Here is a 20,780-nt window from a genome sequence, read left to right as displayed (position 1 = left end):
CCTTATTCATCAAGGCGTTTGAACCACTCCCCAAACCCCACCCCCGGGTACCGCTGCGGCCCCCGCCAACGTCCGAAGGATCGCAGCACGTGGTCGGCGCGTCTTCGGACGTAAATCTCCACACCACATCAACGTCCGAAGCATCTGAGCACGTGGTCGGCGTGTCTTCGGACGTTAGTGACGGGCCGAACTCACCCTGTCGTCGAGGTGATGGGCGCGCACCTTGAGCACCCATCCACGTGGCACCCGCCGAAACGGTCGAACCGTGCACAAGGTCGTCCGGGCGGCTCACCTTGTGCACCCATCAACCACTTCCTGGGCGGTCAGATGGCTGAGCGGTGCTCAACGTCGTACCGAATCACCACCTCGCCGTACGCCGCGCTGCTTGGACGCAACTGGTCGCCGCGGCGACGTCCGAAGCATGTGAGCACGTGGTCGGCGATTTTTCGGACGTCGGCTGCGCTGGTGACCCGGCCGAGGGCACACTCGCCGGGCAGCGGAACGGTCGCGCTGAGAACGCCGCAACGGCGGCACCCCCGAGGGGGTACCGCCGTTGCTGTATTGAATTCTTTCCCCGCCCCACCACCCCGGACAGGTTGACTCTGATCAGTTCTGGTACGAACCGAGGTCGAAGTCGTCGAGCGGGACCGACTGCCCGGCGGACGGGCCGAAGTCGTAGTCGTACGACTCGTAGCCGACCATCGAGTACATCGCGGCCTTCGCCTCCTCGGTGGGCTCCACCCGGATGTTGCGGTAACGGTCCATGCCGGTACCCGCCGGGATCAGCTTTCCGATGATGACGTTCTCCTTCAGACCGACCAGGGAGTCGGACTTGCCGTGGATCGCGGCCTCGGTGAGGACGCGGGTCGTCTCCTGGAAGGAGGCGGCCGACAGCCACGACTCGGTGGCCAGCGAGGCCTTGGTGATACCCATCAGCACCGGACGTCCGGAGGCCGGCGTACCGCCCTCGGAGACCACCCGGCGGTTCTCACCCTCGAAGAGGATGCGATCCGCCAGCTCACCCGGCAGCAGGTTCGCGTCGCCGGACTCGATCACCGTGACCCGGCGCAGCATCTGCCGGACGATGATCTCGATGTGCTTGTCGTGGATGGCCACACCCTGCGACCGGTACACCTCCTGGACCTCGTCCACCAGGTGCTCCTGCGCCTTGCGGACACCCAGGATCCGCAGAACCTCCTGCGGGTCCGGCGTACCCTGCATCAGCTGCTGACCGACCTCGACGTGCTGACCCTCTTCGATCAGCAGGCGGCCACGCTTCGACACCGGGTAGGCGACCTCCTCGGAACCGTCGTCCGGGGTGAGCACCAGCTTCCGGGTCTTGTCGGTGTCCTCGATCGAGATCCGGCCGGCCGCCTCGGAGATCGGCGCCTTGCCCTTCGGCTGACGCGCCTCGAACAGCTCGACGACACGCGGCAGACCGTGGGTGATGTCATCACCCGCGACACCACCGGTGTGGAAGGTACGCATCGTCAGCTGCGTACCCGGCTCACCGATGGACTGGGCCGCGATGATGCCGACGGCCTCACCGATGTCGACCGGCTTGCCGGTCGCCAGCGAACGGCCGTAGCACTTGGCGCAGGTACCGGTCTTGGCGTCACAGGTCAGCACGGAGCGGACCTTGACCTCCTTGACCCCGGCCTCGATCAGCTTCGCGATCGAGACGTCGCCCAGGTCGCTACCGGCGGTCAGCACGATGCTGCCGTCGGCACCGGCGGTGTCGGTGGCCAGCGTCCGTGCGTAGGCGCTGGTCTCGACGTTCTCCGCGTGGACGACGACGCCGTTCGGGCCGTCCTCACCGATCTGCTTGGGCAGACCGCGCTCGGTGCCGCAGTCCTCCTCGCGGATGATGACGTCCTGCGAGACGTCCACCAGACGACGGGTCAGGTACCCCGAGTCGGCGGTCCGCAGCGCGGTGTCGGCCAGACCCTTACGAGCACCGTGCGTCGCGATGAAGTACTCGACGACGGACAGACCCTCGCGGAAGTTGGCCTTGATCGGCCGCGCGATGATCTCGCCCTTCGGGTTGGCCACCAGGCCACGCATACCGGCGATCTGCCGGATCTGCATCATGTTGCCTCGGGCACCCGAGTGGACCATCATCCAGATCGGGTTGTGCTTCTCGAAGTTCTCCTCCATCGCCTTGCCGACCTCGGCGTTGGCTCCGGTCCAGATCTCGATCAGCTCCTGACGCCGCTCGGACGAGGTGATCAGACCCCGCTCGAACTGCTTCTGGACCTTCTCGGCCTGCGCCTCGTACCGCGCCATGATCTCCGGCTTGGACGGCGGCGTGGAGAAGTCGTCGATGGACACGGTGACACCGGACCGGGTGGCCCAGCGGAAACCGAGGTCCTTCAACGCGTCGAGGGCGTTGGCGACCTCGACCTTCGTGTAGCGCTCGGCCAGATCGTTGACGATCCCGCCCAGCTGCTTCTTGCCGACCTCGAGGTTCACGAACGGGTAGTCGCTCGGCAGCGTCTCGTTGAAGAGCGCACGGCCCAGCGTCGTCTCCAGCGCGAACCCGCCGTTGTCGAGCGGCTCCGAGCCTTCCGGAGCACCCGAGCCGGACAGCCGCAGCATGACCTTGGCCTGCAGCGACAGCTCGTTGCGGTCGAAGGCCATGATGGCCTCGGCCACGGAGCTGAACGCCCGGCCCTGACCCAGCGCGTCGTCCTTCAGCATCGTCAGGAAGTAGATGCCGATGATCATGTCCTGCGTCGGCATCGTGACCGGACGGCCGTCGGCCGGCTTCAGGATGTTGTTCGTCGACAGCATCAGGATCCGCGCCTCGGCCTGGGCCTCGGCCGACAGCGGCAGGTGCACCGCCATCTGGTCACCGTCGAAGTCGGCGTTGAACGCCGAGCAGACGAGCGGGTGGATCTGGATCGCCTTGCCCTCGATGAGCTGCGGCTCGAACGCCTGGATACCCAGCCGGTGCAGGGTAGGCGCGCGGTTCAGCAGCACGGGGTGCTCGGTGATGACCTCTTCCAGCACGTCCCAGACCTGGGCGCGCTGACGCTCGACCATCCGCTTGGCGGACTTGATGTTCTGCGCGTGGTTGAGGTCGACCAGCCGCTTCATCACGAACGGCTTGAACAGCTCCAGCGCCATCGCCTTCGGCAGACCGCACTGGTGCAGCTTCAGCTGCGGGCCGACCACGATGACCGAGCGGCCCGAGTAGTCGACGCGCTTGCCCAGCAGGTTCTGACGGAAACGACCCTGCTTGCCCTTGAGCATGTCGGACAGCGACTTCAGCGGCCGGTTGCCCGGGCCGGTGACCGGACGGCCACGGCGGCCGTTGTCGAACAGTGCGTCGACGGCCTCCTGCAGCATCCGCTTCTCGTTGTTGACGATGATCTCGGGCGCGCCGAGGTCGAGCAGCCGCTTGAGGCGGTTGTTCCGGTTGATCACCCGGCGGTACAGGTCGTTCAGGTCGGAGGTGGCGAACCGGCCACCGTCGAGCTGAACCATCGGCCGCAGGTCCGGCGGGATGACCGGGACGCAGTCCAGGACCATACCCATCGGGCTGTTGTTGGTGGCCAGGAACGCGGTGACGACCTTGAGCCGCTTCAGGGCGCGGGTCTTGCGCTGGCCCTTACCGGTCTTGATCGTCTCGCGCAGGTTGTCGGCCTCGGCCTTCAGGTCGAAGGTCTCCAGCCGGCGCTGGATCGCGGCCGCGCCCATCGCCCCGGCGAAGTACTTGCCGAAGCGCTCCTTCATGGCGCGGTAGAGGATCTCGTCACCCTCGAGGTCCTGGACCTTCAGGTTCTTGAACCGGGTCCAGACCTCGTCGAGGCGGTCGATCTCGCGCTGCGCACGGTCGCGCAGCTGCTTGACCTCACGCTCGGCGCCTTCCTTCACCTTGCGGCGAACGTCGGCCTTCGCGCCCTCGGCCTCGAGCTGGGCGAGGTCCTCCTCGAGCTTCTTCATCCGCGTCTCGATGTCGTTGTCGCGCCGGTTCTCGAGCTGCTTGCGCTCGACGTCGGTCCGGCCCTCCAACGACGCGAGGTCACGGTGCCGTGCCTCGTCGTCGACGTCGGTGATCATGTACGCCGCGAAGTAGATGACCTTCTCGAGGTCCTTCGGGGCGAGGTCGAGCAGGTAGCCCAGTCGCGACGGGACACCCTTGAAGTACCAGATGTGGGTGACCGGCGCGGCCAGCTCGATGTGGCCCATCCGCTCACGGCGCACCTTGGAGCGGGTGACCTCGACGCCACACCGCTCGCAGATGATGCCCTTGAAGCGAACGCGCTTGTACTTACCGCAGTAGCACTCCCAGTCCCGGGTGGGACCGAAGATCTTCTCGCAGAACAGACCGTCACGCTCAGGCTTGAGCGTCCGGTAGTTGATCGTCTCGGGCTTCTTGACCTCGCCGTGCGACCACTGGCGGATTTCATCCGCGGTCGCCAGGCCGATCCGAAGCTCGTCGAAGAAGTTCACGTCGAGCACGATGTGTTATCTCCCGATTGCTGTAGTGATCTGGGGAGCGACCCCCAGGCCCCCGAAGGGGATGGTCTGAGTGAGTTGGCTGTTGATCTCAAGCGGCAACCCGCTCAGACCTCCTCGACGCTGTTCGGCTCCCGCCGGGACAGGTCGATTCCCAGTTCTTCCGCTGCGCGGAAGACGTCCTCTTCGCTGTCGCGCATCTCGACCCGGCTTCCGTCGGACGAGAGGACCTCGACATTCAGACACAGGGACTGCATTTCCTTGACCAGAACCTTGAAGGACTCCGGGATACCCGGCTCCGGGATGTTCTCGCCCTTGACGATCGCTTCGTAGACCTTGACCCGGCCGACCACGTCGTCCGACTTGATCGTCAGCAGCTCCTGCAGCGCGAAGGCGGCACCGTAGGCCTCGAGGGCCCACACCTCCATCTCGCCGAACCGCTGACCACCGAACTGCGCCTTACCACCCAGCGGCTGCTGCGTGATCATCGAGTACGGACCGGTCGAACGGGCGTGGATCTTGTCGTCCACCAGGTGGTGCAGCTTCAGCATGTACATGTAGCCGACGCCGACCGGCTCCGGGAACGGCTCGCCGGAGCGACCGTCGAAGAGCCGGGCCTTACCGGTGCCGTTGACCATCCGGTCGCCGTCGCGGTTCGGGAGGGTCGAGCCGAGCAGGCCGGTGACCTCCTCCTCGAGCGCGCCGTCGAAGACCGGGGTGGCGACGTTCGTCATCGGCGGGGCTTCGCCGGCGCCGATCTTGATCAGTCGCTGCGCCCACTCCTCGGGGCTGTCCGGGTCGACCTTCCAGCCGCGGCTGGCGACCCATCCGAGGTGCGTCTCGAGGACCTGACCGACGTTCATCCGGCCGGGCACGCCCAGCGGGTTCAGGATGATGTCGACCTGGGTGCCGTCCTCCATGAACGGCATGTCCTCGACCGGCAGGATCTTCGAGATGACGCCCTTGTTGCCGTGACGTCCGGCGAGCTTGTCACCGACGGAGATCTTGCGCTTCTGGGCCACGTAGACGCGGACCAGCTGGTTCACACCCGGCGGCAGTTCGTCGCCGTTGTCGCGGTCGAAGACGCGGACGCCGATGACGGTGCCGTTCTCGCCGTGCGGAACCTTCAGCGAGGTGTCGCGGACCTCCCGCGCCTTCTCACCGAAGATGGCCCGGAGCAGCCGCTCCTCCGGGGTCAGCTCGGTCTCACCCTTGGGCGTGACCTTGCCGACCAGGATGTCACCGGTGGTGACCTCCGCGCCGATCCGGATGATGCCGCGCTCGTCGAGGTCGGCCAGCATCTCGTCGGAGACGTTCGGGATGTCCCGGGTGATCTCCTCCGGACCCAGCTTGGTGTCGCGGGCGTCGACCTCGTGCTCCTCGATGTGGATCGAGGTCAGCAGGTCCTGCTGCACGACCCGCTGGGAGAGGATGATCGCGTCCTCGTAGTTGTTGCCTTCCCACGACATGAACGCCACGAGCAGGTTCCGGCCGAGGGCCATCTCGCCCTCGTCGGTGCACGGACCGTCGGCCAGCGGCGAACCGATCTCGACCCGCTGCCCGGCGTCGACCAGCGGACGCTGGTTGATGCAGGTGCCCTGGTTCGAGCGCCGGAACTTCTGCAGCCGGTAGGTCTGGTAGGTGCCGTCGTCGGCGGCGATCTCGATCAGGTCGGCCGAGACCTCCTTGACCACACCCGCCTTCTCCGACACGACCACGTCACCGGCGTCGACCGCACCGCGGAACTCCATCCCGGTGCCGACCAGCGGCGCGTCCGAGGTGATCAGCGGCACCGCCTGGCGCTGCATGTTCGAACCCATCAGCGCGCGGTTGGCGTCGTCGTGCTCGAGGAACGGGATCAGGGCCGTCGCGACCGACACCATCTGGCGCGGGGAGACGTCCATGTAGTCCACGTCCGCGACGAGCGCGAGCTCGACCTCACCGTGGCGACGACGGACCAGCACGCGGTCCTCGGCGAGCCGGCTGTCCTCGGTCAGGGCCGCGTTGGCCTGCGCGATGACGAACCGGTCCTCCTCGTCGGCGGTCAGGTAGTCCACCTGATCGGTGACGAGGCCCTCGACGACCTTGCGGTACGGCGTCTCGACGAACCCGAACGGGTTCACCCGGCCGTACGACGCGAGCGAGCCGATCAGACCGATGTTCGGGCCTTCCGGGGTCTCGATCGGGCACATCCGGCCGTAGTGGGACGGGTGCACGTCGCGGACCTCGAAGCCGGCCCGCTCACGGCTCAGACCACCCGGGCCGAGCGCGTTCAGGCGACGCTTGTGGGTCAGACCGGCGACCGGGTTGGTCTGGTCCATGAACTGCGACAGCTGCGACGTACCGAAGAACTCCTTCAGCGCCGCCACCACCGGACGGATGTTGATCAGGGTCTGCGGCGTGATCGCCTCGACGTCCTGGGTCGTCATCCGCTCCCGGACCACGCGCTCCATCCGGGCCAGGCCGGTGCGCAGCTGGTTCTGGATCAGCTCGCCGACAGTACGCAGCCGCCGGTTGCCGAAGTGGTCGATGTCGTCTTCCTCGACGACGATCTCACCGGTCGGCGCGGGCAGCTCGGTCTTGCCCTCGTGCAGGGCGACCAGGTACTTGATCGTGGCGACGATGTCGTTGATCGTCAGCACGGCCGTGTCGTGGGTCTCGTCGCGACCCAGCTTCTTGTTGATCTTGTAGCGGCCGACCTTGGCCAGGTCGTAGCGCTTGCCGTTGAAGTAGTAGTTCTCCAGCAGCGCCTGCGCGGCCTCGCGCGTCGGCGGCTCGCCCGGACGCAGCTTGCGGTAGATGTCCAGCAGCGCGTCGTCCTGCCCGGAGGTGTGGTCCTTCTCCAGGGTGAGGCGGATCGACTCGTACTCGCCGAACTCCTCGAGGATCTGCGCGTCGGTCCAGCCCAGGGCCTTCAGCAGCACGGTGACGTTCTGCTTGCGCTTGCGGTCCAGCCGGACACCGACCATGTCCCGCTTGTCGACCTCGAACTCCAGCCACGCACCGCGCGACGGGATCACCTTGGCCGTGAAGATGTCCTTGTCGGACGTCTTGTCCGGCGTGCGCTCGAAGTACACACCGGGCGAACGGACCAGCTGCGAGACGACGACACGCTCGGTGCCGTTGATCACGAAGGTGCCCTTGCGCGTCATCAGCGGGAAGTCGCCCATGAAGACGGTCTGGCTCTTGATCTCGCCGGTCTCGTTGTTCATGAACTCGGCGGTGACGAACAGCGGCGCCGAGTAGGTGACGTCGCGCTCCTTGCACTCGTCGACCGTGTTCTTCGGCGGCTCGAATCGGTGGTCGCGGAACGACAGCGACATGGTGCCGCTGAAGTCCTCGATCGGGGAGATCTCCTCGAAGATCTCTTCCAGGCCGGAGGGACCGGACAGTTCGGTCCGCCCCTCGGCCTCGGCGGCGGCCACGCGGGCCTGCCAGAGTTCGTTACCGACCAGCCAGTCGAAACTGTCCACCTGCAGCGCGAGCAGATCGGGAACCTCGAGAGGCTGCGCGATCTTCGCGAAGGAGATACGGCGGGGAGAGCCGGAAACGTCGGAAATGCTGTCGGACTGGGGGTTGCGCGAGGCGACCAAGGGGCGTCCTTCCACGGGCTCGCAAAGTAACTTCTGTGTGGCACTTGCGGTGCTGATGCTGAGCTTTCGAGCGCAGGCCAAACCACCCCAGTCAAGTCGAGACCCGAGCCGAGGTGGGAGAAAGGCAGCGCAAAGCAATAGGCTACCCGATAGAGGCAAGCCTGTCCAATGGGGTCCGATAGTTTGCCTTCGGACCCCCCTTTCCGTCAAGGACCGACCCGGTGTCTCCAGTGGGTAGACCACCCACGAGCCTGCCGGCGTCCTCTTGGTGCGGAGTCACAAAGAGACTACAGTCCGGCGATCTCCTGGACCAGCCATCGGCCGTCTTTTCGGACCATCGTGAACCGGGTCCGGTTCAGATCGACCCGGGGCTTACCCTGCGTGATCGTGCTGGTGGTGGTCTGGTTCACGAAGATGATCAGCGTGACCCGGTCGGCGTCGCCGTCGCGGACCCCGACCTCACGGACTTCGGCCTTCACGGTCGCCTTGGACTTGGTCGCCAGCTCACCGGCCACCTTGGCGGTCTCGTCGAACTTCCCCGCGAACTCCGGGGTCATCGTCGCCCGCGCCGCCGCGAAGCTCTTGTCGAGGTCGCGGTAGTCGTAGCTGAGCGCCGTCTCGGCCGCCTTCCGCCCGGCCGCGGCCGCCTGGTTGCGGGCATCCTCGGCCTGCTTGCCCTGCCAGGCCTTCACCCCGAGTACGGCGGCCACGGTCAGCACCAGGACGATCAGTACGCCGAGCATCGCGAACAGCACGCCGCCGATAGGACCTCTTTCACTACGCTCAGTAGCCGGAGGGGGTGCCTCGGACTCCTCAGCAGGGGTCGCTTCAACCTCTGCTGTGTCCTGAGTCACAGCCTCAAGCGGTTCATCGACCCCGTCATCGACGCTCTCGTCGACCACAGTGTCGAGCGGCTCGTCGAGCAGGTCCTCGGTGGTTTCCTCGGTCGCGGGCACCACGCCGGTACGGCGTTGGCCGGCGATCCGGGGGCGGTTGCGGGGACGGTCCGGCATCAGCCCACCACCTGCAGGTCGGCGGTCAGCCAGCGACCCTTCTCACGGACCATGTCCAGCTTGATCCGGTACCGGCGCTCGACCCCGTCGGCCGACGCCGTGTTCGTGACGACCGCGTTGACGATCACCAGGACCTCGGCCGAGTCCTTGTCCCCGGACACCACCGCAGCCTCCTTCACATCGCCCTTGGAGGTCGCCTTGTTGGTCCCCACGTCCGCCTTCACCGCTGCGATCCCGGCCTCGAACTCCTGCCGGAACTGTCCGGTGGAGTCGTCCAGCACGCGCTTCGAGTCCGCGTCCCAGGTCTGGTAGTCGTAGGTGGTGAAGTCCAGCGCGAGCTGCCGCGCGGACTTCATCGCGCCCTCGCGCAGGCTCTTGTCCTGGCGCTGCTTCTGCAGCGCGATCACCGAGAGAGTTGCGGCGGCCAGCGCGATCACCAGCAGGACGCTCAGCGCCCATGCCACGATCAGCCTGCCCCGCCGGGAGTTGCCCGAAGTCACTTGCCGGTCACCGGTCCGAGAATCAGAGCCTTCCAGGAATCGCTGCCGAGCAGCTCCTGCTGTCCACCGGTCGAGCCGAGAATCATCTCGGGCATCCCGCCGGAGCCACCGGCCGCGCCGGTCGCCGGGTCGTAGCCGATGCCGTAGCCGACACGGTTGCGGTCCGCACGCGACGACGGCGCCGGCGCGTTCTGCGCGCCTCGAACGTTGACGCCGGACGACGGCGACGCCGTACAGCTGGCGGTCTTGGCCTTGGTGTTCGAGGTCTCCTGCGGCACTCGCCAGTCCTTGGGGTAACCCGCGCGGCAGGCCGGCGGCGAGAAGCCGAGCACGAGCCCGAAGTGCGCGTCGTAGTGCCCGGTCCCGGGATCCTTGGCCGGTACGACGTACCCACCCATCGACACCGCCGGATACACGACGAGCAGCTGCTCGACGGCATCCAGCCGGACCGCGGTCAACTGGCTCACCGTCAGCAGGTTACCCAGCAGCACCGCGATGTCCGCGCGGTTGTCCTGGATCAGGCCGGTGATCTGGGTCGAGGCGGCCGAGCCCTGGTCGATCACCTGGCGCAGGTTCGCGTCCGAGCTGACCAGGGTGTCGGACAGCAGTGCGAGGTTCTTCGCCCAGGTCTTGATCGCGTCGCCACTGGCCACCTGGGTGGCCAGCACGGTGTCGCCGTCGTTGATCAGCTTGATGGTCTGCAGGATGTTCGCGTCCGCGTCGTCGATCAGCTGGCCGGAGCTGTCGATGATCTTCTGCAGGTCGGTGCCTTTGCCCTTGAGCGCGGTCCCGAGCTCCTTGACCGTGGTCCGCAGGCTGTCCTGGTCGACCGAGTTGACCAGCTGGTCGAGGTTCAGCAGCAGCTCGGTGGTGTCGATCGGGATCGCGGTGTTCTCCCGGTCGATCCGCGAGTTGTCCTTCAGGTACGGCGCTCCCTCGCGGCGCGGCTGCAGATCGACGTACTGCTCGCCGATCGCGGACCGGTTCGCGACCACGGCCAGCAGGTCGTTCGGGATCTTGTGCTTCTTCTCGATGTCCAGGTTGACCAGCACGCCGTCGGGCAGCAGCTTCAGCTCACCGACCCGGCCGACCGGCTGGCCGCGGTACGTCACCTCGGCACCTTCGAAGATGCCGCCGGACTCGGCGAAGCTGGCGCTGACCGTATAGTCCTGGTCGTAGAGCAGCTTGTCGACCTGCGCGTACCGCGCGCCGACGAAGGCGATCCCGACGACGGTGATCAGCAGGAACACCATCAGCTGGACGCGGACTGTCTTGGTGATCACTTGACCATCCCCGGCATCAGGGCTCGCGCCAGGTCGGGATCGAACCCGGCCCGGTTGAGCTTCGGGCCGCAGACCGGCAGCAGGAGCACGGTCACACAGGTCGTGGCCACTCCGGTCGGCTTGGTGCCCGGCTTCGTCGTGGTCGGGTTGTGCAAGGGAAGACTCACCCCGAGGGTCGGCAGTGCGGTCGGGCCGACCGTGGGCAGGTCGAGCCCGAGCAGACCCTTGAGCAGCTTCTGGGTGTTGATGTCCAGCGTGATGCCCAGGTTGGTGAAGTCACCCTGGACCCCGCGCGCCGCGTCGTCCGGGAACGGGTAGGTGAACAGCAACTGCAGCGACTTCGGCAGGTTGTCCCCCGCCTCGGCCAGCTTGGTCAGGATCGGGTACAGCGACTGCAGGTTGGCGACCAGATCCTTCTGCGCGGAGGTGATCACGCGGGTCGCGGTGCTGCCGAGCGTCGAGAGCGCCTGCAGCGTCTTGACCAGCGCGGCCCGCTGCTTGTCCAGGGTCGCGATCGACTTCGGCAGCGAATCGATCGCCGTCGCCAGCGTCTCCTTCTGCGCGTTCAGCTTCTTCGCCAAAGCATCGACCGCGGTGATCGCAGTGACGATCTTCTGCTTGTTCTGGTCCAGCGTGCCGACGAACGTGTTCAGCTGGGTGAGCACGTCCTTGATGGCCGGCTCGTTCCCCGTCAGCGCCTTGTTCAGCTCCTGGGTGATGATCTGCAGCTGCGCGACACCGCCGCCGTTCAGCAGCAGGGACAGCGCGGACAGCACTTCCTCGACCTCGACGTTGCTGGTCGTCCGCGACAGCGGGATGACCTCGCCGTTCTCGAGCCGGCCGCGCGGCGCCTCGGCGCCGGTCGGCTGTGCCAGCGAGACGAACTTCTCGCCGAGCAGGCTGGTCTGGCGGATCGTGGCGCGCTCGTTGTCCGGGAGCTCCAGGCTCTTCGGCAGCTTGATCCGGACCTTGGCGACGTACCCCTCGAGCCAGACCTTCTCGACCGTCCCGACCGTCACGTCGTCGACCTTGACCGTCGACTTCGGCACCAGGTCCAGCACGTCGGCGAACTCAACAGTGACCGTGTACGACGGTCCCTTGATCTTCGCGCCACCGGGCAACGGCAACGAGTACACGCTGAAGTCACACCCGGTCAGCGTCATGGCCAGGGCCAAGGCTCCGGCAGCGAATGCGGTACGGCGTCTCATTTCACCAGCCCCCCGAGGGTCGGGTCGACCGGGTCCGGGCTGACTCGCTTGAGCGGCGCACTCGGTACCCCGGCCCACGGCGTACCGGCTGGTCCTCCGCTGGCAGGTGCGCCACCGGTCAGCTGGCTGAGCAGCGGGAGCTTGGGCAGCGCGTCCAGCACCGGCTTGAGCAGCGAGCAGGTCGACAGCGGCTGGTTGGCCTGCAGCAGCAGGGAGCAGATGAACGACGACGGGTTGTCGAGCTGGGCCAGGTTGAGCCGCTGGTCCAGCGTGCCGAACTGCGGGTTGTAGATCCGGGCCAGGTTGCCCAGGCCGAGCGGCGCGGTGTCGAGGATCTGCGCCAAGGCTGCCTTCTCCTTGACCAGGATCTGGGAGAGCTCGGTGGCCCCGGAGACTGTGCTCTTCACCAGCGTCCGGTTGTCCTTGACGAAGGTCGCGACCTCGCCGAGCGCGGTCGCGAGCAGCGACAGCGCTGAGGTCAGGTCCTTGCGCTCACCGGCCAGCGTCGTCGACGTCGCGGCGAAGTTGGTGTTGAACTGCTTCACCAGCGCGTCGTTCGCAGCGAGCGCGGAGACGAAGGTCTGCAGCTGCCGGATCGTCGAGAACAGGCTCTGCGAGTTGCCCGCGAGTGTCCCGGTCAGCTTGGAGACGTCGGTGATGGTCTGGTTGAGCTTCGCGCCCTGGCCGTTCAGGTTCCTCGCCGAGACGTCCAGCAGCCGCGACAACGCGCCCTGGTCGTTCGCACCCTTGGGACCCAGCGCGACGGACAGGTCGTTCAGGCTCTGGTAGATCTGATCGAGCTCCAGCGGTACGGCGGTCCGCTCGAGCGGGATCTGCGCCCCGTCGGCCATCACATCGCCCTTGGAGTACACCGGGGTGAGCTGCACATACCGGTCGGCGACGATCGACGGCGCCGCGATGACAGCCTTGGCGGTGGCCGGCACCTTGTGCTTGGCCTCCCACCAGAACTTCACCCGGACCGTGCGACCGGCCGGGGTGACGCTCTCCACCTCGCCGACCTTGATGCCGAGGATCCGGACATCGGAGCCGGGGTAGACCGAGACCGCGCGCGGGAAGTACGCCGTCGCCGTCACCCGCTGGGGGTTCGGCCACAGCGAGACCACGCTGATCGCGACGATCACCAGGACCACCCCGATCGCGATCCACCGGGACAGCGACGACACCTTCGTCATCGGCCACCTCCCAGCAGCGGGGGCAGACCGAGATCGATCTTCGGCAGCGGCACCTCAGGAACCGGTGCCAGGTTCTGCAGGTAGACGTCGAACCAAGGTCCGGTGCCGAGCGTGTTGGTAAAGAGCTTCACGAACGGCGCGAGCCCCTTGATGCTCGCGTCCAGGTCGTTCTGGTTCTTCAGCAGTACGCCGAGGACCGCGTTCACCTTCTGCAGCGTCGGACCGAGATCCTTGCGGTTCTCGCGGACCAGCGCGGTGATCTGCGCGGACAGCTTCTGCGTCGAGACCAGCAACTGGTGGATCAGCGCGCGCCGCGCCTGCACGGCCTGGAAGACGGTGTTGCCGTCCTTCATCAGCTTGATCAGCTGCTGGTTGCGGTCGGCGAGCACCTTGGTGACCGTGTTCGAGTGCTGCAGCAGGAGCTTCAGCTGCTCATCGCGCTTGGCCACGTTGCGGGAGAGGCGGGACAGGCCGGTCAGCGAGGCCTGCACCTCGTCCGGCGTGTTCTTGAAGGTCGCCGACAAGGTGTCCAGGGCTTTCGCCAGCTGGGCGGTGTCGATGCGCTCGGTCGTGTTCGCGAGATCCGAGAACGCGTCCACGACGTCGTACGCCGAAACTGTCCGCGCGAGCGGGATCTCGGAGCCGGCCTTCAGCTCGCCGCCGCCGGCCGGGTTCAGCTTCAGGTACTTCTGGCCGAGCAGCGTCTTGATCTTCATCTCGGCACCGGTCTGGTCGCCCAGCTTCACGCCCTTGTCGACGACGAAGTCGACCCGGACGTGGGAGCCGTCGAGCTCGACCTTGCGCACCTGCCCGACCCGGACACCGGCGACCCGGATCTCGTCGTTCGGCTTCAGGCCGCCGGCCTCGGAGAACTGCGCGGAGTACTTGGTCCCGCCACCGATCAACGGCAGGTCCTGCGCCTTGAACGCGGCCAGCATGATCAGCCCGATCACGGTCAGGCCGATGACGCCGATCGTCACCTGGTTCTGTTCGCGGAAGGGCTTCACGACTTCTTGCACCTCGCCGAGTTCAGGTCGTAGCTCACCGGGATGCGGGTGCCGGTCGGGAGCGTGACGTTGCCGTCGAAGTTGCACAGGTAGAAGTTGAACCAGGACCCGTACGACGCCGTCCGGGTCATCGTGTTCAGCTTCTCCGGCATGAACTGCAGCGTCTTCACCCAGATGCCCTGGGTGTCGTCGAGCGTGGTCGCGACCGTGCGCAACCGGTCCAGGTCCGCCTTGATCGGGACCCGGGTCTGCTGCAGCAGGCCGGCCGTCTTGGTGTTGAGCGAGTTGATCGAGCCGAGCGAGTTCAGGATCGGGTTGATGTCCTGGCTCAGGCCGGTGATGAACTGCTGCAGGTTGACCAGCAACTGGGAGAAGTTCTGCTGCCGCTGCGACACGATCTGCAGGGTCGAGGTCAGGTTGGTGATCAGGCTGCCGATCACCTCGTCCGCGTCGGCCAGCGTGGTGGTCAGCGACGCGGTCTTGGCCAGCAGCGACTCGATCGTGCCGCCCTCGCCCTGCAGCACCTTGATCACCTCGAACGCGAACTGGTTCACGTCCGCCGGGGTGAGCGCGGTGAACAGCGGCTTGAACCCGTTGAACAGCACCGACAGGTCGAGCGCCGGCGCCGTCCGCTCCTTCGGGATCAGCCCGTTCGCCTTCAGCCGCTCGCCACCGCCGACACCGTCGGTCAGCGCGATGTACCGGTTGCCGACCAGGTTTCGGTAGCGCAGTGTCGCCTTGGTGGAGGTGTCGACGACCTGGTCGGAGTCGACGCTGAAGGTCACCAGCGCCAACGTGTTCTGGTAGAGCGCGATCTTGTCGACCTGCCCGACCTTCACCCCGGCGATCCGGATGTCGTCGCCCTGGTTCAGCCCGACCGCGTCGGTGAACACGGCCCGGTACTTCGTCGTCGCGTTGAAGGTGATGTTCCCGATCGTCACCGCCAGCAAGGCGGTCGCGACCGTGGTCACCACGACGAAGATCGACAGCCGGACGATGTCCAGTGAGGTCTTCTTGTCCAGCAGTTTCGTCATCGAAGATTCACCTGCCCGCCCCTCAGTAGCGGTCCGACCAGCAGCGTCGTCAGATCCGGTACGTCGCTCGCGGGGATGCCCATCGTCGGGGCGACGACCGCGTCGACGACCTTCTGCTCGGCCGACGTACCGACCCCTTGGGTGTCCATCGCGAACCCGGGCATCGCGCGGTTCAGCGTCAGGTTCAGCGGGAACTGGCTCAGCTTGCCGTGGTCGCCGATCACGCCGTCCTCACCGGTGATGTACGGCGCCGGGTTCTGCTGCGTGTATGGTCCCGGCTTCGAGCCCGGGTGGCTGTAGTTCTTGCCCACGCAGGTCGGCCCGCGGTGGTCCTTGTAGGCCGGCAGCTCGTTCGGCTCGTACGGCGTCGGCTGGTTGGTGATGATCTCGAGATTGATGTTCAGCCGCCCGTCGCGGAACGTGTCGTTCAGGATCGGGGTGGTGTCCGTCATCACCTTGAGGAAGCACGGGACCTCGGGCGAATAGCGTTCCAGCAGGTCCAGCACCGGCTTGCTCACCTCGCCGAGGCGGATCACCCGGTCCTCGTTCTGCTTCAGGAACGTGTCCGTCGTCGAGGACAGCGTCTGTACGTCGACGAAGAACTTCTGCAGCTGCTGTTCCTTCTCCACCACCGTGTTCCCGGTGATGGTCAGATTGCGCAGCGCACGGACCAGATCGGGCGTCGCATCGCCGTACAGCTGGGAGACCTGGGTGAGCTTGGTCAGCGCGTCCATCAGCTTCGGGACGTTCGGGTTCAGCTTCTTCAGGTAGGCGTCGAGCTGGGTCAGCGTCCCGGCGATCTCGGTGCCGCGCCCCTCGAGCGCGGTGGCCAGCGTGTTCAGCGTCGCGTTCAGGTCGGCCGGGTCGACCGCCTGCAGCAACGGCAGGGCGTCGTTCAGCACCTTCTCGATCTCGATGCCGACCGCGGTCTTGTCGCGGGCGATCACGTCACCGGCCCGGATGTGCCGGCCCTCGGCACCACTCGGCGGGACCAGAGCGACGTACTTCTCGCCGAACAAGGTCTTGGGCAGGATCCGCGCGCTGACCGCGCTGGAGATCTCGTCCACCTGGTCGGGCTTCAGCGACAGCTTGATCGTCGCATCGGATCCGTCGGTGGAGACACCGCTGACCTCGCCGACGATGATGCCGCGCAGCTTCACATCGGCGTGCTCGTTGAGCTGCAGGCCGATGTGGCTGGTCTTGAGCTCCACGTCGACGGTCTTGGTGAAGACCTTCGCGTAGAACGCATACGTCAGCCAGAGCAGGAAGCACAGCACCCCGATGAACACGATGCCGTAGACCTTGTGCGGGAGCTTGTCGATCATTTGCTCACCCCGCCAATCTGACTGTGGTCGTCGTACCCCAGATGGCCATCGACAGCAGCAGGTCGACGACGTTGATGACGACGATCGACGTCCGCACCGCGCGGCCGACCGAGACGCCCACGCCTGCCGGACCGCCGCTGGCATGGTAGCCGTGGTAGCAGTGCACCAGGATCACCAGCACCGCGAAGACGAGCACCTTGCCGAACGACCACAACACGTCACCTGGTGGTAAGAACAGATGGAAGTAGTGGTCGTACGTGCCGGTGCTCTGGCCGTAGAACGTGGTCACGGTCAGGCGGGTGGCGAAGTACGAGGACAGCAGACCGACGACGTACAGCGGGACCACGGCGATCAGACCGGCGATGATCCGGGTGGTGACCAGGTACGGCAGCGACGGGATCGCCATCGTCTCGAGGGCGTCGATCTCCTCGCTGATCCGCATCGCGCCGAGCTGCGCGGTGAAGCCGCAGCCGACGGTCGCGGCCAGCGCGATCCCGGCGATCAGCGGACCGATCTCACGAGTGTTGATGTAGGCGCTGACGAATCCTGCGAAGGCCGACGTACCGATCTGGTTCAGCGCCGAGTAGCCCTGCAGGCCGACCTCGGTGCCGGTGAAGAAGGCCAGGAACGTGATGACGCCGACGGTGCCACCGATCACCGCGAGGGCGCCGGTGCCCAGCGTCACCTCGGCCAGCAGCCGGAGGATCTCTTTGCGGTAGCGGGTGACCGACTTGCCGGACCAGGCCAGCGCCTTGACGTAGAAGGCGAGCTGCTCACCGAGCTTGTCGAGCGAGTTCAGCGGCTTCTTCACCAGGGTGTCCACCAGAGCCGACATGTCAGGCCCCCTTCGGCGGAACGAGCTGGAAGTAGATCGCGGTCATCGAGAAGTTCGCGACGAACAGCAGCATGAACGTGATGACGACCGACTGGTTCACCGCGTCGCCGACACCCTTCGGACCGCCGCCGGCGTTCACGCCTTTGTACGACGCCACGATGGCAGCGATGAACCCGAAGACAAGCGCCTTGGCCTGCCCCTGCCACAGGTCGGGCAGGTGTGCGAGCGCGGTGAACGACGCGATGTACGCACCCGGGGTGCCGTCCTGCAGGACGACGTTGAAGACGTAACCGCCCATCACGCCGACGACGCTGACGAAGCCGTTGAGGAAGAAAGCGACTAGCATCGTCGCCAGCACCCGCGGCACCACCAGCCGCTGGATCGGGTCGATACCGAGCACCATCATCGCGTCGAGCTCTTCACGAATCTTGCGTGCACCGAGGTCCGCACAGATCGCCGAACCACCAGCTCCGGCGATCAGCAGCGCGGTCGCGATCGGCGATGCCTCCCGGACGACAGCCAGTACGGCGGCCGACCCGGTGAAGGACTGCGCGCCGAACTGCTCGATCAGTCCGCCGACCTGCAACGCGATCACGGCACCGAACGGGATCGCGACCAGCGCGGTCGGGATGATCGTCACGCTCGCCACGAACCAGGCCTGCTGGAGGAACTCCTTCAGCTGGAACGGACTGCGGACCGACGCCCGCAGCGTGTCGAGGGCGAACGCGAACAGGGAGCCGGCTTGCTTCAGCGGGGCGGTGGCGCTCAGAGTCACGTAGCCCCCACCGTCGAGGACTCGAACGAGCCGGGGGGCGGGGTGACACCGTGCTCACGGCACCACTCGCCCGGCGGGCGCTGGGTCGGCCGGAGCATGCCGCTGCTGGGCAACTGCTGGATCGGGATCGGCGGCAGCGCCGGCAGCTCCTGACCGGCCTCGGCGGCCAGCTCGTCGGCGTCCTTCTCCTCGGACATGCCGATCGGGCCGACCATCTGGGCGTTCAGGAACTGCCGGATCACCGGCTCCTCGCTGGACAGCAGCATCTCGCGCGGACCGAACATCGCCAGGTGCCGGTGGTAGAGCATGCCGATGTTGTCCGGCACCTTGCGCGCGGTGTTCACGTCGTGGGTGACGATCAGGAACGTCGGGCTGAACGCCTCGTTGAGGTCGATCATCACCTGGTTCAGGAACGAGGTCCGGACCGGGTCGAGCCCGGAGTCGGGCTCGTCGACCAGCAGGATCTCGGGGTCCAGCACCAGCGCGCGGGCCAGGCCGGCCCGCTTCCGCATCCCGCCGGAGATCTCGGCCGGGAGCTTGCGCTCGGCACCGACCAGACCGACCATCTCCATCTTCTCCATCACGATGGAGCGGATGTCGGACTCGGACTTCTTGGTGTGCTCGCGGAGCGGGAAGGCGACGTTGTCGTAGAGATCCATCGAGCCGAACATCGCGCCGTCCTGGAACAGCACGCCGAACATCCGGCGCACCTCGTACAGCTCGCGCTCGCTGCAGGTGGCGATGTCGGTGCCCTCGATGAAGACATGCCCGCGGTCCGGCTTGAGCAGACCGATCAGGGTCTTCAGGAATACGGACTTCCCGGTGCCGGAAGGGCCCAGCATCACGCAGATCTCACCGGCCGGCAGGGTCAGGGACACATCGCCCCAGATCAGCTGGCTACCAAAGGATTTGGTGAGACCTTCGACGCGGACTTCTACGCCCACCGGTCCTCCTCACGGGATCTGTCACGTCATGCCCCGAACCGACGGTTACGTGGTCCAACGAGGGAGCAGTGGCCTAGGTTACGCACGAGTACGGTTTTGCGTAACCCCTCAAAGTCAAGCGATTGCGATCCTAGCCAGACCGAAATGCGAGCAGGGCGGCCTCCTCACGGAGACCGCCCTTCTCTACGCATTCGTTACGTTCGCCAACGGAACGTAACTGAGGGTGTCTGGGGATTTCGCGCCGTAGCGAGCATGTGCTCGGTGCGGTGACTCGGTGTGCTGGGGCGGAGGGTTAGATGCGGAGCATCTTGCCCTTTGCCCCAGTGCGGCGAGGTGCCGTGCCGAGTGCAGCGCAGTAGGCGGGAAATCCCCAGAGACCCTCCTGGGTCACTTGAGCGTGACGGTGGCCCCGGCGCCCTCGAGGGCCTCCTTGGCCTTCTCCGCGGCAGCCTTGTCGACCTTCTCCAGGATCGCCTTCGGGGCGGACTCAACCAGGTCCTTGGCCTCCTTCAGACCAAGGCTGGTGAGACCGCGCACCTCCTTGATGACCTGGATCTTCTTGTCGCCGGCGCTCTCGAGGACGACGTCGAACTCGTCCTGAACCTCGGCCTCTTCGGCCGGGGCGCCCGGGCCTGCGGCGGCGGCAACGGCAACCGGAGCGGCGGCGGTGACGCCGAACTCCTCTTCGAATGCCTTAACGAACTCCGACAGCTCCAGCAGGGTCAGTTCCTTGAACTGGCCGAGGAGCTCTTCGGTGCTGAGCTTCGCCATGATGGCGGTCCTTCCTTGTAACTGTCGATCACTGAATGGGGTGGTGCAGTGAGAACGGCCTCAGCTGTCAGCTGCGGCGGTCTCCTCGGTGCTCGCCTCGGCAGGTGCGTCGACCGTGTCCTGCACGGTCTCCTCGGCCGCCGCCTCGGGAGCCGAAGCCCCGTCCGCCGGCAGCTTGTCCTGCAGCGCCGCGAACAGGCGCGCGGCCTGCGACAGCGGAGCAGCGAACAGCGACACCGCTTGCTGCGGAGCCGCCTTCATCGCACCTGCGAGCTTCGCGAGGAGAACCTCACGCGACTCCAGGTCAGCGAGCTTGGTGATCTCGTCAGTGCCGAGTGCCTTACCGTCAAGCACTCCGCCCTTGATGACGAGAAGGGGGTTCGCCTTGGCGAAGTCACGCAGGCCCTTGGCCGCAACCACCGGGTCGCCCTTGATGAAGGCGATGGCCGACGGACCCTCGAGCAGCGAGTCGAACGACTCCACACCCGCATCCTTGGCCGCGATCTTGGTCAGCGTGTTCTTCACCACGGCGTAGTTCACGTCGTCACCGAGCGCAGTCCGCAAGTTCTTCAGCTGCGCCACGGTAAGTCCGCGGTACTCGGTCAGCACGGCGCCGTTCGAGCTACGGAACTCGTCCGTGAGCTCTGCGACAGCGGCTGCCTTGTCCGGCCTCGCCATGGGGTCTCCTTCGTTTGGCTATCTCGCCGCCGACCCCTGGATACACACAGTGCCCATACACAAGAAAACGCCCCTGCACAGGCGGCAAGGGCGTGAACATACGAACTACACTCACACTTCTCATCACCTGCGCGGGCCGCCCACCTGAGTGGGACTT

At 66.3% G+C, this 20,780-nt stretch carries 15 protein-coding genes; all 15 read right to left on the bottom strand.

Features of this window, described 5'->3' with window-relative positions:
• Window positions 1–606: 606 nt before the first annotated feature.
• The 15 genes from ACFVWG_RS02720 to rplJ all read right to left on the bottom strand — a co-directional run bounded on the left by ACFVWG_RS02720 (window position 607) and on the right by rplJ (window position 20,623).
• Entirely contained in the window at window positions 607–4,467 is a 3,861-nt protein-coding gene (locus tag ACFVWG_RS02720) for a DNA-directed RNA polymerase subunit beta' (protein ID WP_391541385.1), read from the bottom strand.
• 104 nt (window positions 4,468–4,571) lie between these two features.
• Window positions 4,572–8,057 carry a DNA-directed RNA polymerase subunit beta gene (rpoB, locus tag ACFVWG_RS02715; protein ID WP_391541538.1) on the bottom strand — a complete coding sequence of 1,162 codons (3,486 nt, stop codon included), beginning with the start codon at window positions 8,055–8,057 and terminating at the stop codon, window positions 4,572–4,574.
• A gap of 287 nt (window positions 8,058–8,344) precedes the next feature.
• Window positions 8,345–9,070, bottom strand: a complete 726-nt coding sequence (locus tag ACFVWG_RS02710) for a hypothetical protein (RefSeq protein ID WP_391541384.1) — start codon at window positions 9,068–9,070, stop codon at window positions 8,345–8,347.
• Entirely contained in the window at window positions 9,070–9,534 is a 465-nt protein-coding gene (locus ACFVWG_RS02705; protein ID WP_391541383.1) for a hypothetical protein, read from the bottom strand. The genes ACFVWG_RS02710 and ACFVWG_RS02705 overlap by 1 nt, the downstream gene beginning before the upstream one ends.
• A gap of 32 nt (window positions 9,535–9,566) precedes the next feature.
• Window positions 9,567–10,853 carry an MCE family protein gene (locus ACFVWG_RS02700; RefSeq protein ID WP_391541382.1) on the bottom strand — a complete coding sequence of 429 codons (1,287 nt, stop codon included), beginning with the start codon at window positions 10,851–10,853 and terminating at the stop codon, window positions 9,567–9,569.
• Entirely contained in the window at window positions 10,850–12,061 is a 1,212-nt protein-coding gene (locus tag ACFVWG_RS02695) for an MCE family protein (protein WP_391541381.1), read from the bottom strand. Before ACFVWG_RS02695 ends, ACFVWG_RS02700 begins: the two co-directional genes overlap by 4 nt.
• The gene (locus ACFVWG_RS02690; RefSeq protein ID WP_391541380.1) at window positions 12,058–13,254 is read right to left on the bottom strand and encodes an MCE family protein; all 1,197 of its coding nucleotides are present in this window, start codon (window positions 13,252–13,254) and stop codon (window positions 12,058–12,060) included. Before ACFVWG_RS02690 ends, ACFVWG_RS02695 begins: the two co-directional genes overlap by 4 nt.
• Complete coding sequence (locus ACFVWG_RS02685) at window positions 13,251–14,261, bottom strand: MCE family protein (protein WP_391541379.1); 1,011 nt, start codon at window positions 14,259–14,261, stop codon at window positions 13,251–13,253. Before ACFVWG_RS02685 ends, ACFVWG_RS02690 begins: the two co-directional genes overlap by 4 nt.
• Window positions 14,258–15,295 carry an MCE family protein gene (locus ACFVWG_RS02680; protein ID WP_391541378.1) on the bottom strand — a complete coding sequence of 346 codons (1,038 nt, stop codon included), beginning with the start codon at window positions 15,293–15,295 and terminating at the stop codon, window positions 14,258–14,260. The genes ACFVWG_RS02685 and ACFVWG_RS02680 overlap by 4 nt, the downstream gene beginning before the upstream one ends.
• Complete coding sequence (locus ACFVWG_RS02675) at window positions 15,292–16,620, bottom strand: MCE family protein (RefSeq protein ID WP_391541377.1); 1,329 nt, start codon at window positions 16,618–16,620, stop codon at window positions 15,292–15,294. The genes ACFVWG_RS02680 and ACFVWG_RS02675 overlap by 4 nt, the downstream gene beginning before the upstream one ends.
• Window positions 16,621–16,624: 4 nt before the next feature.
• Window positions 16,625–17,455: an MlaE family ABC transporter permease gene (locus ACFVWG_RS02670; protein WP_391541376.1), complete on the bottom strand. Its 831-nt coding sequence runs from the start codon at window positions 17,453–17,455 to the stop codon at window positions 16,625–16,627.
• Window position 17,456: 1 nt separating this feature from the next.
• The gene (locus ACFVWG_RS02665; RefSeq protein ID WP_391541375.1) at window positions 17,457–18,230 is read right to left on the bottom strand and encodes an MlaE family ABC transporter permease; all 774 of its coding nucleotides are present in this window, start codon (window positions 18,228–18,230) and stop codon (window positions 17,457–17,459) included.
• Entirely contained in the window at window positions 18,227–19,174 is a 948-nt protein-coding gene (locus ACFVWG_RS02660; RefSeq protein ID WP_391541374.1) for an ABC transporter ATP-binding protein, read from the bottom strand. Before ACFVWG_RS02660 ends, ACFVWG_RS02665 begins: the two co-directional genes overlap by 4 nt.
• Before the next feature lie 387 nt (window positions 19,175–19,561).
• Window positions 19,562–19,945, bottom strand: coding sequence for a 50S ribosomal protein L7/L12 (gene rplL, locus ACFVWG_RS02655; protein ID WP_391541373.1), 384 nt, complete (start codon window positions 19,943–19,945; stop codon window positions 19,562–19,564).
• Between the two features lie 60 nt (window positions 19,946–20,005).
• Window positions 20,006–20,623 carry a 50S ribosomal protein L10 gene (gene rplJ, locus ACFVWG_RS02650; RefSeq protein ID WP_391541372.1) on the bottom strand — a complete coding sequence of 206 codons (618 nt, stop codon included), beginning with the start codon at window positions 20,621–20,623 and terminating at the stop codon, window positions 20,006–20,008.
• Window positions 20,624–20,780: the final 157 nt, after the last annotated feature.

This window comes from Kribbella sp. NPDC058245 (assembly GCF_042882005.1).
Taxonomy (GTDB): Bacteria; Actinomycetota; Actinomycetes; order Propionibacteriales; family Kribbellaceae; genus Kribbella.
This window is presented reverse-complemented; position numbering and strand designations above follow the sequence as displayed.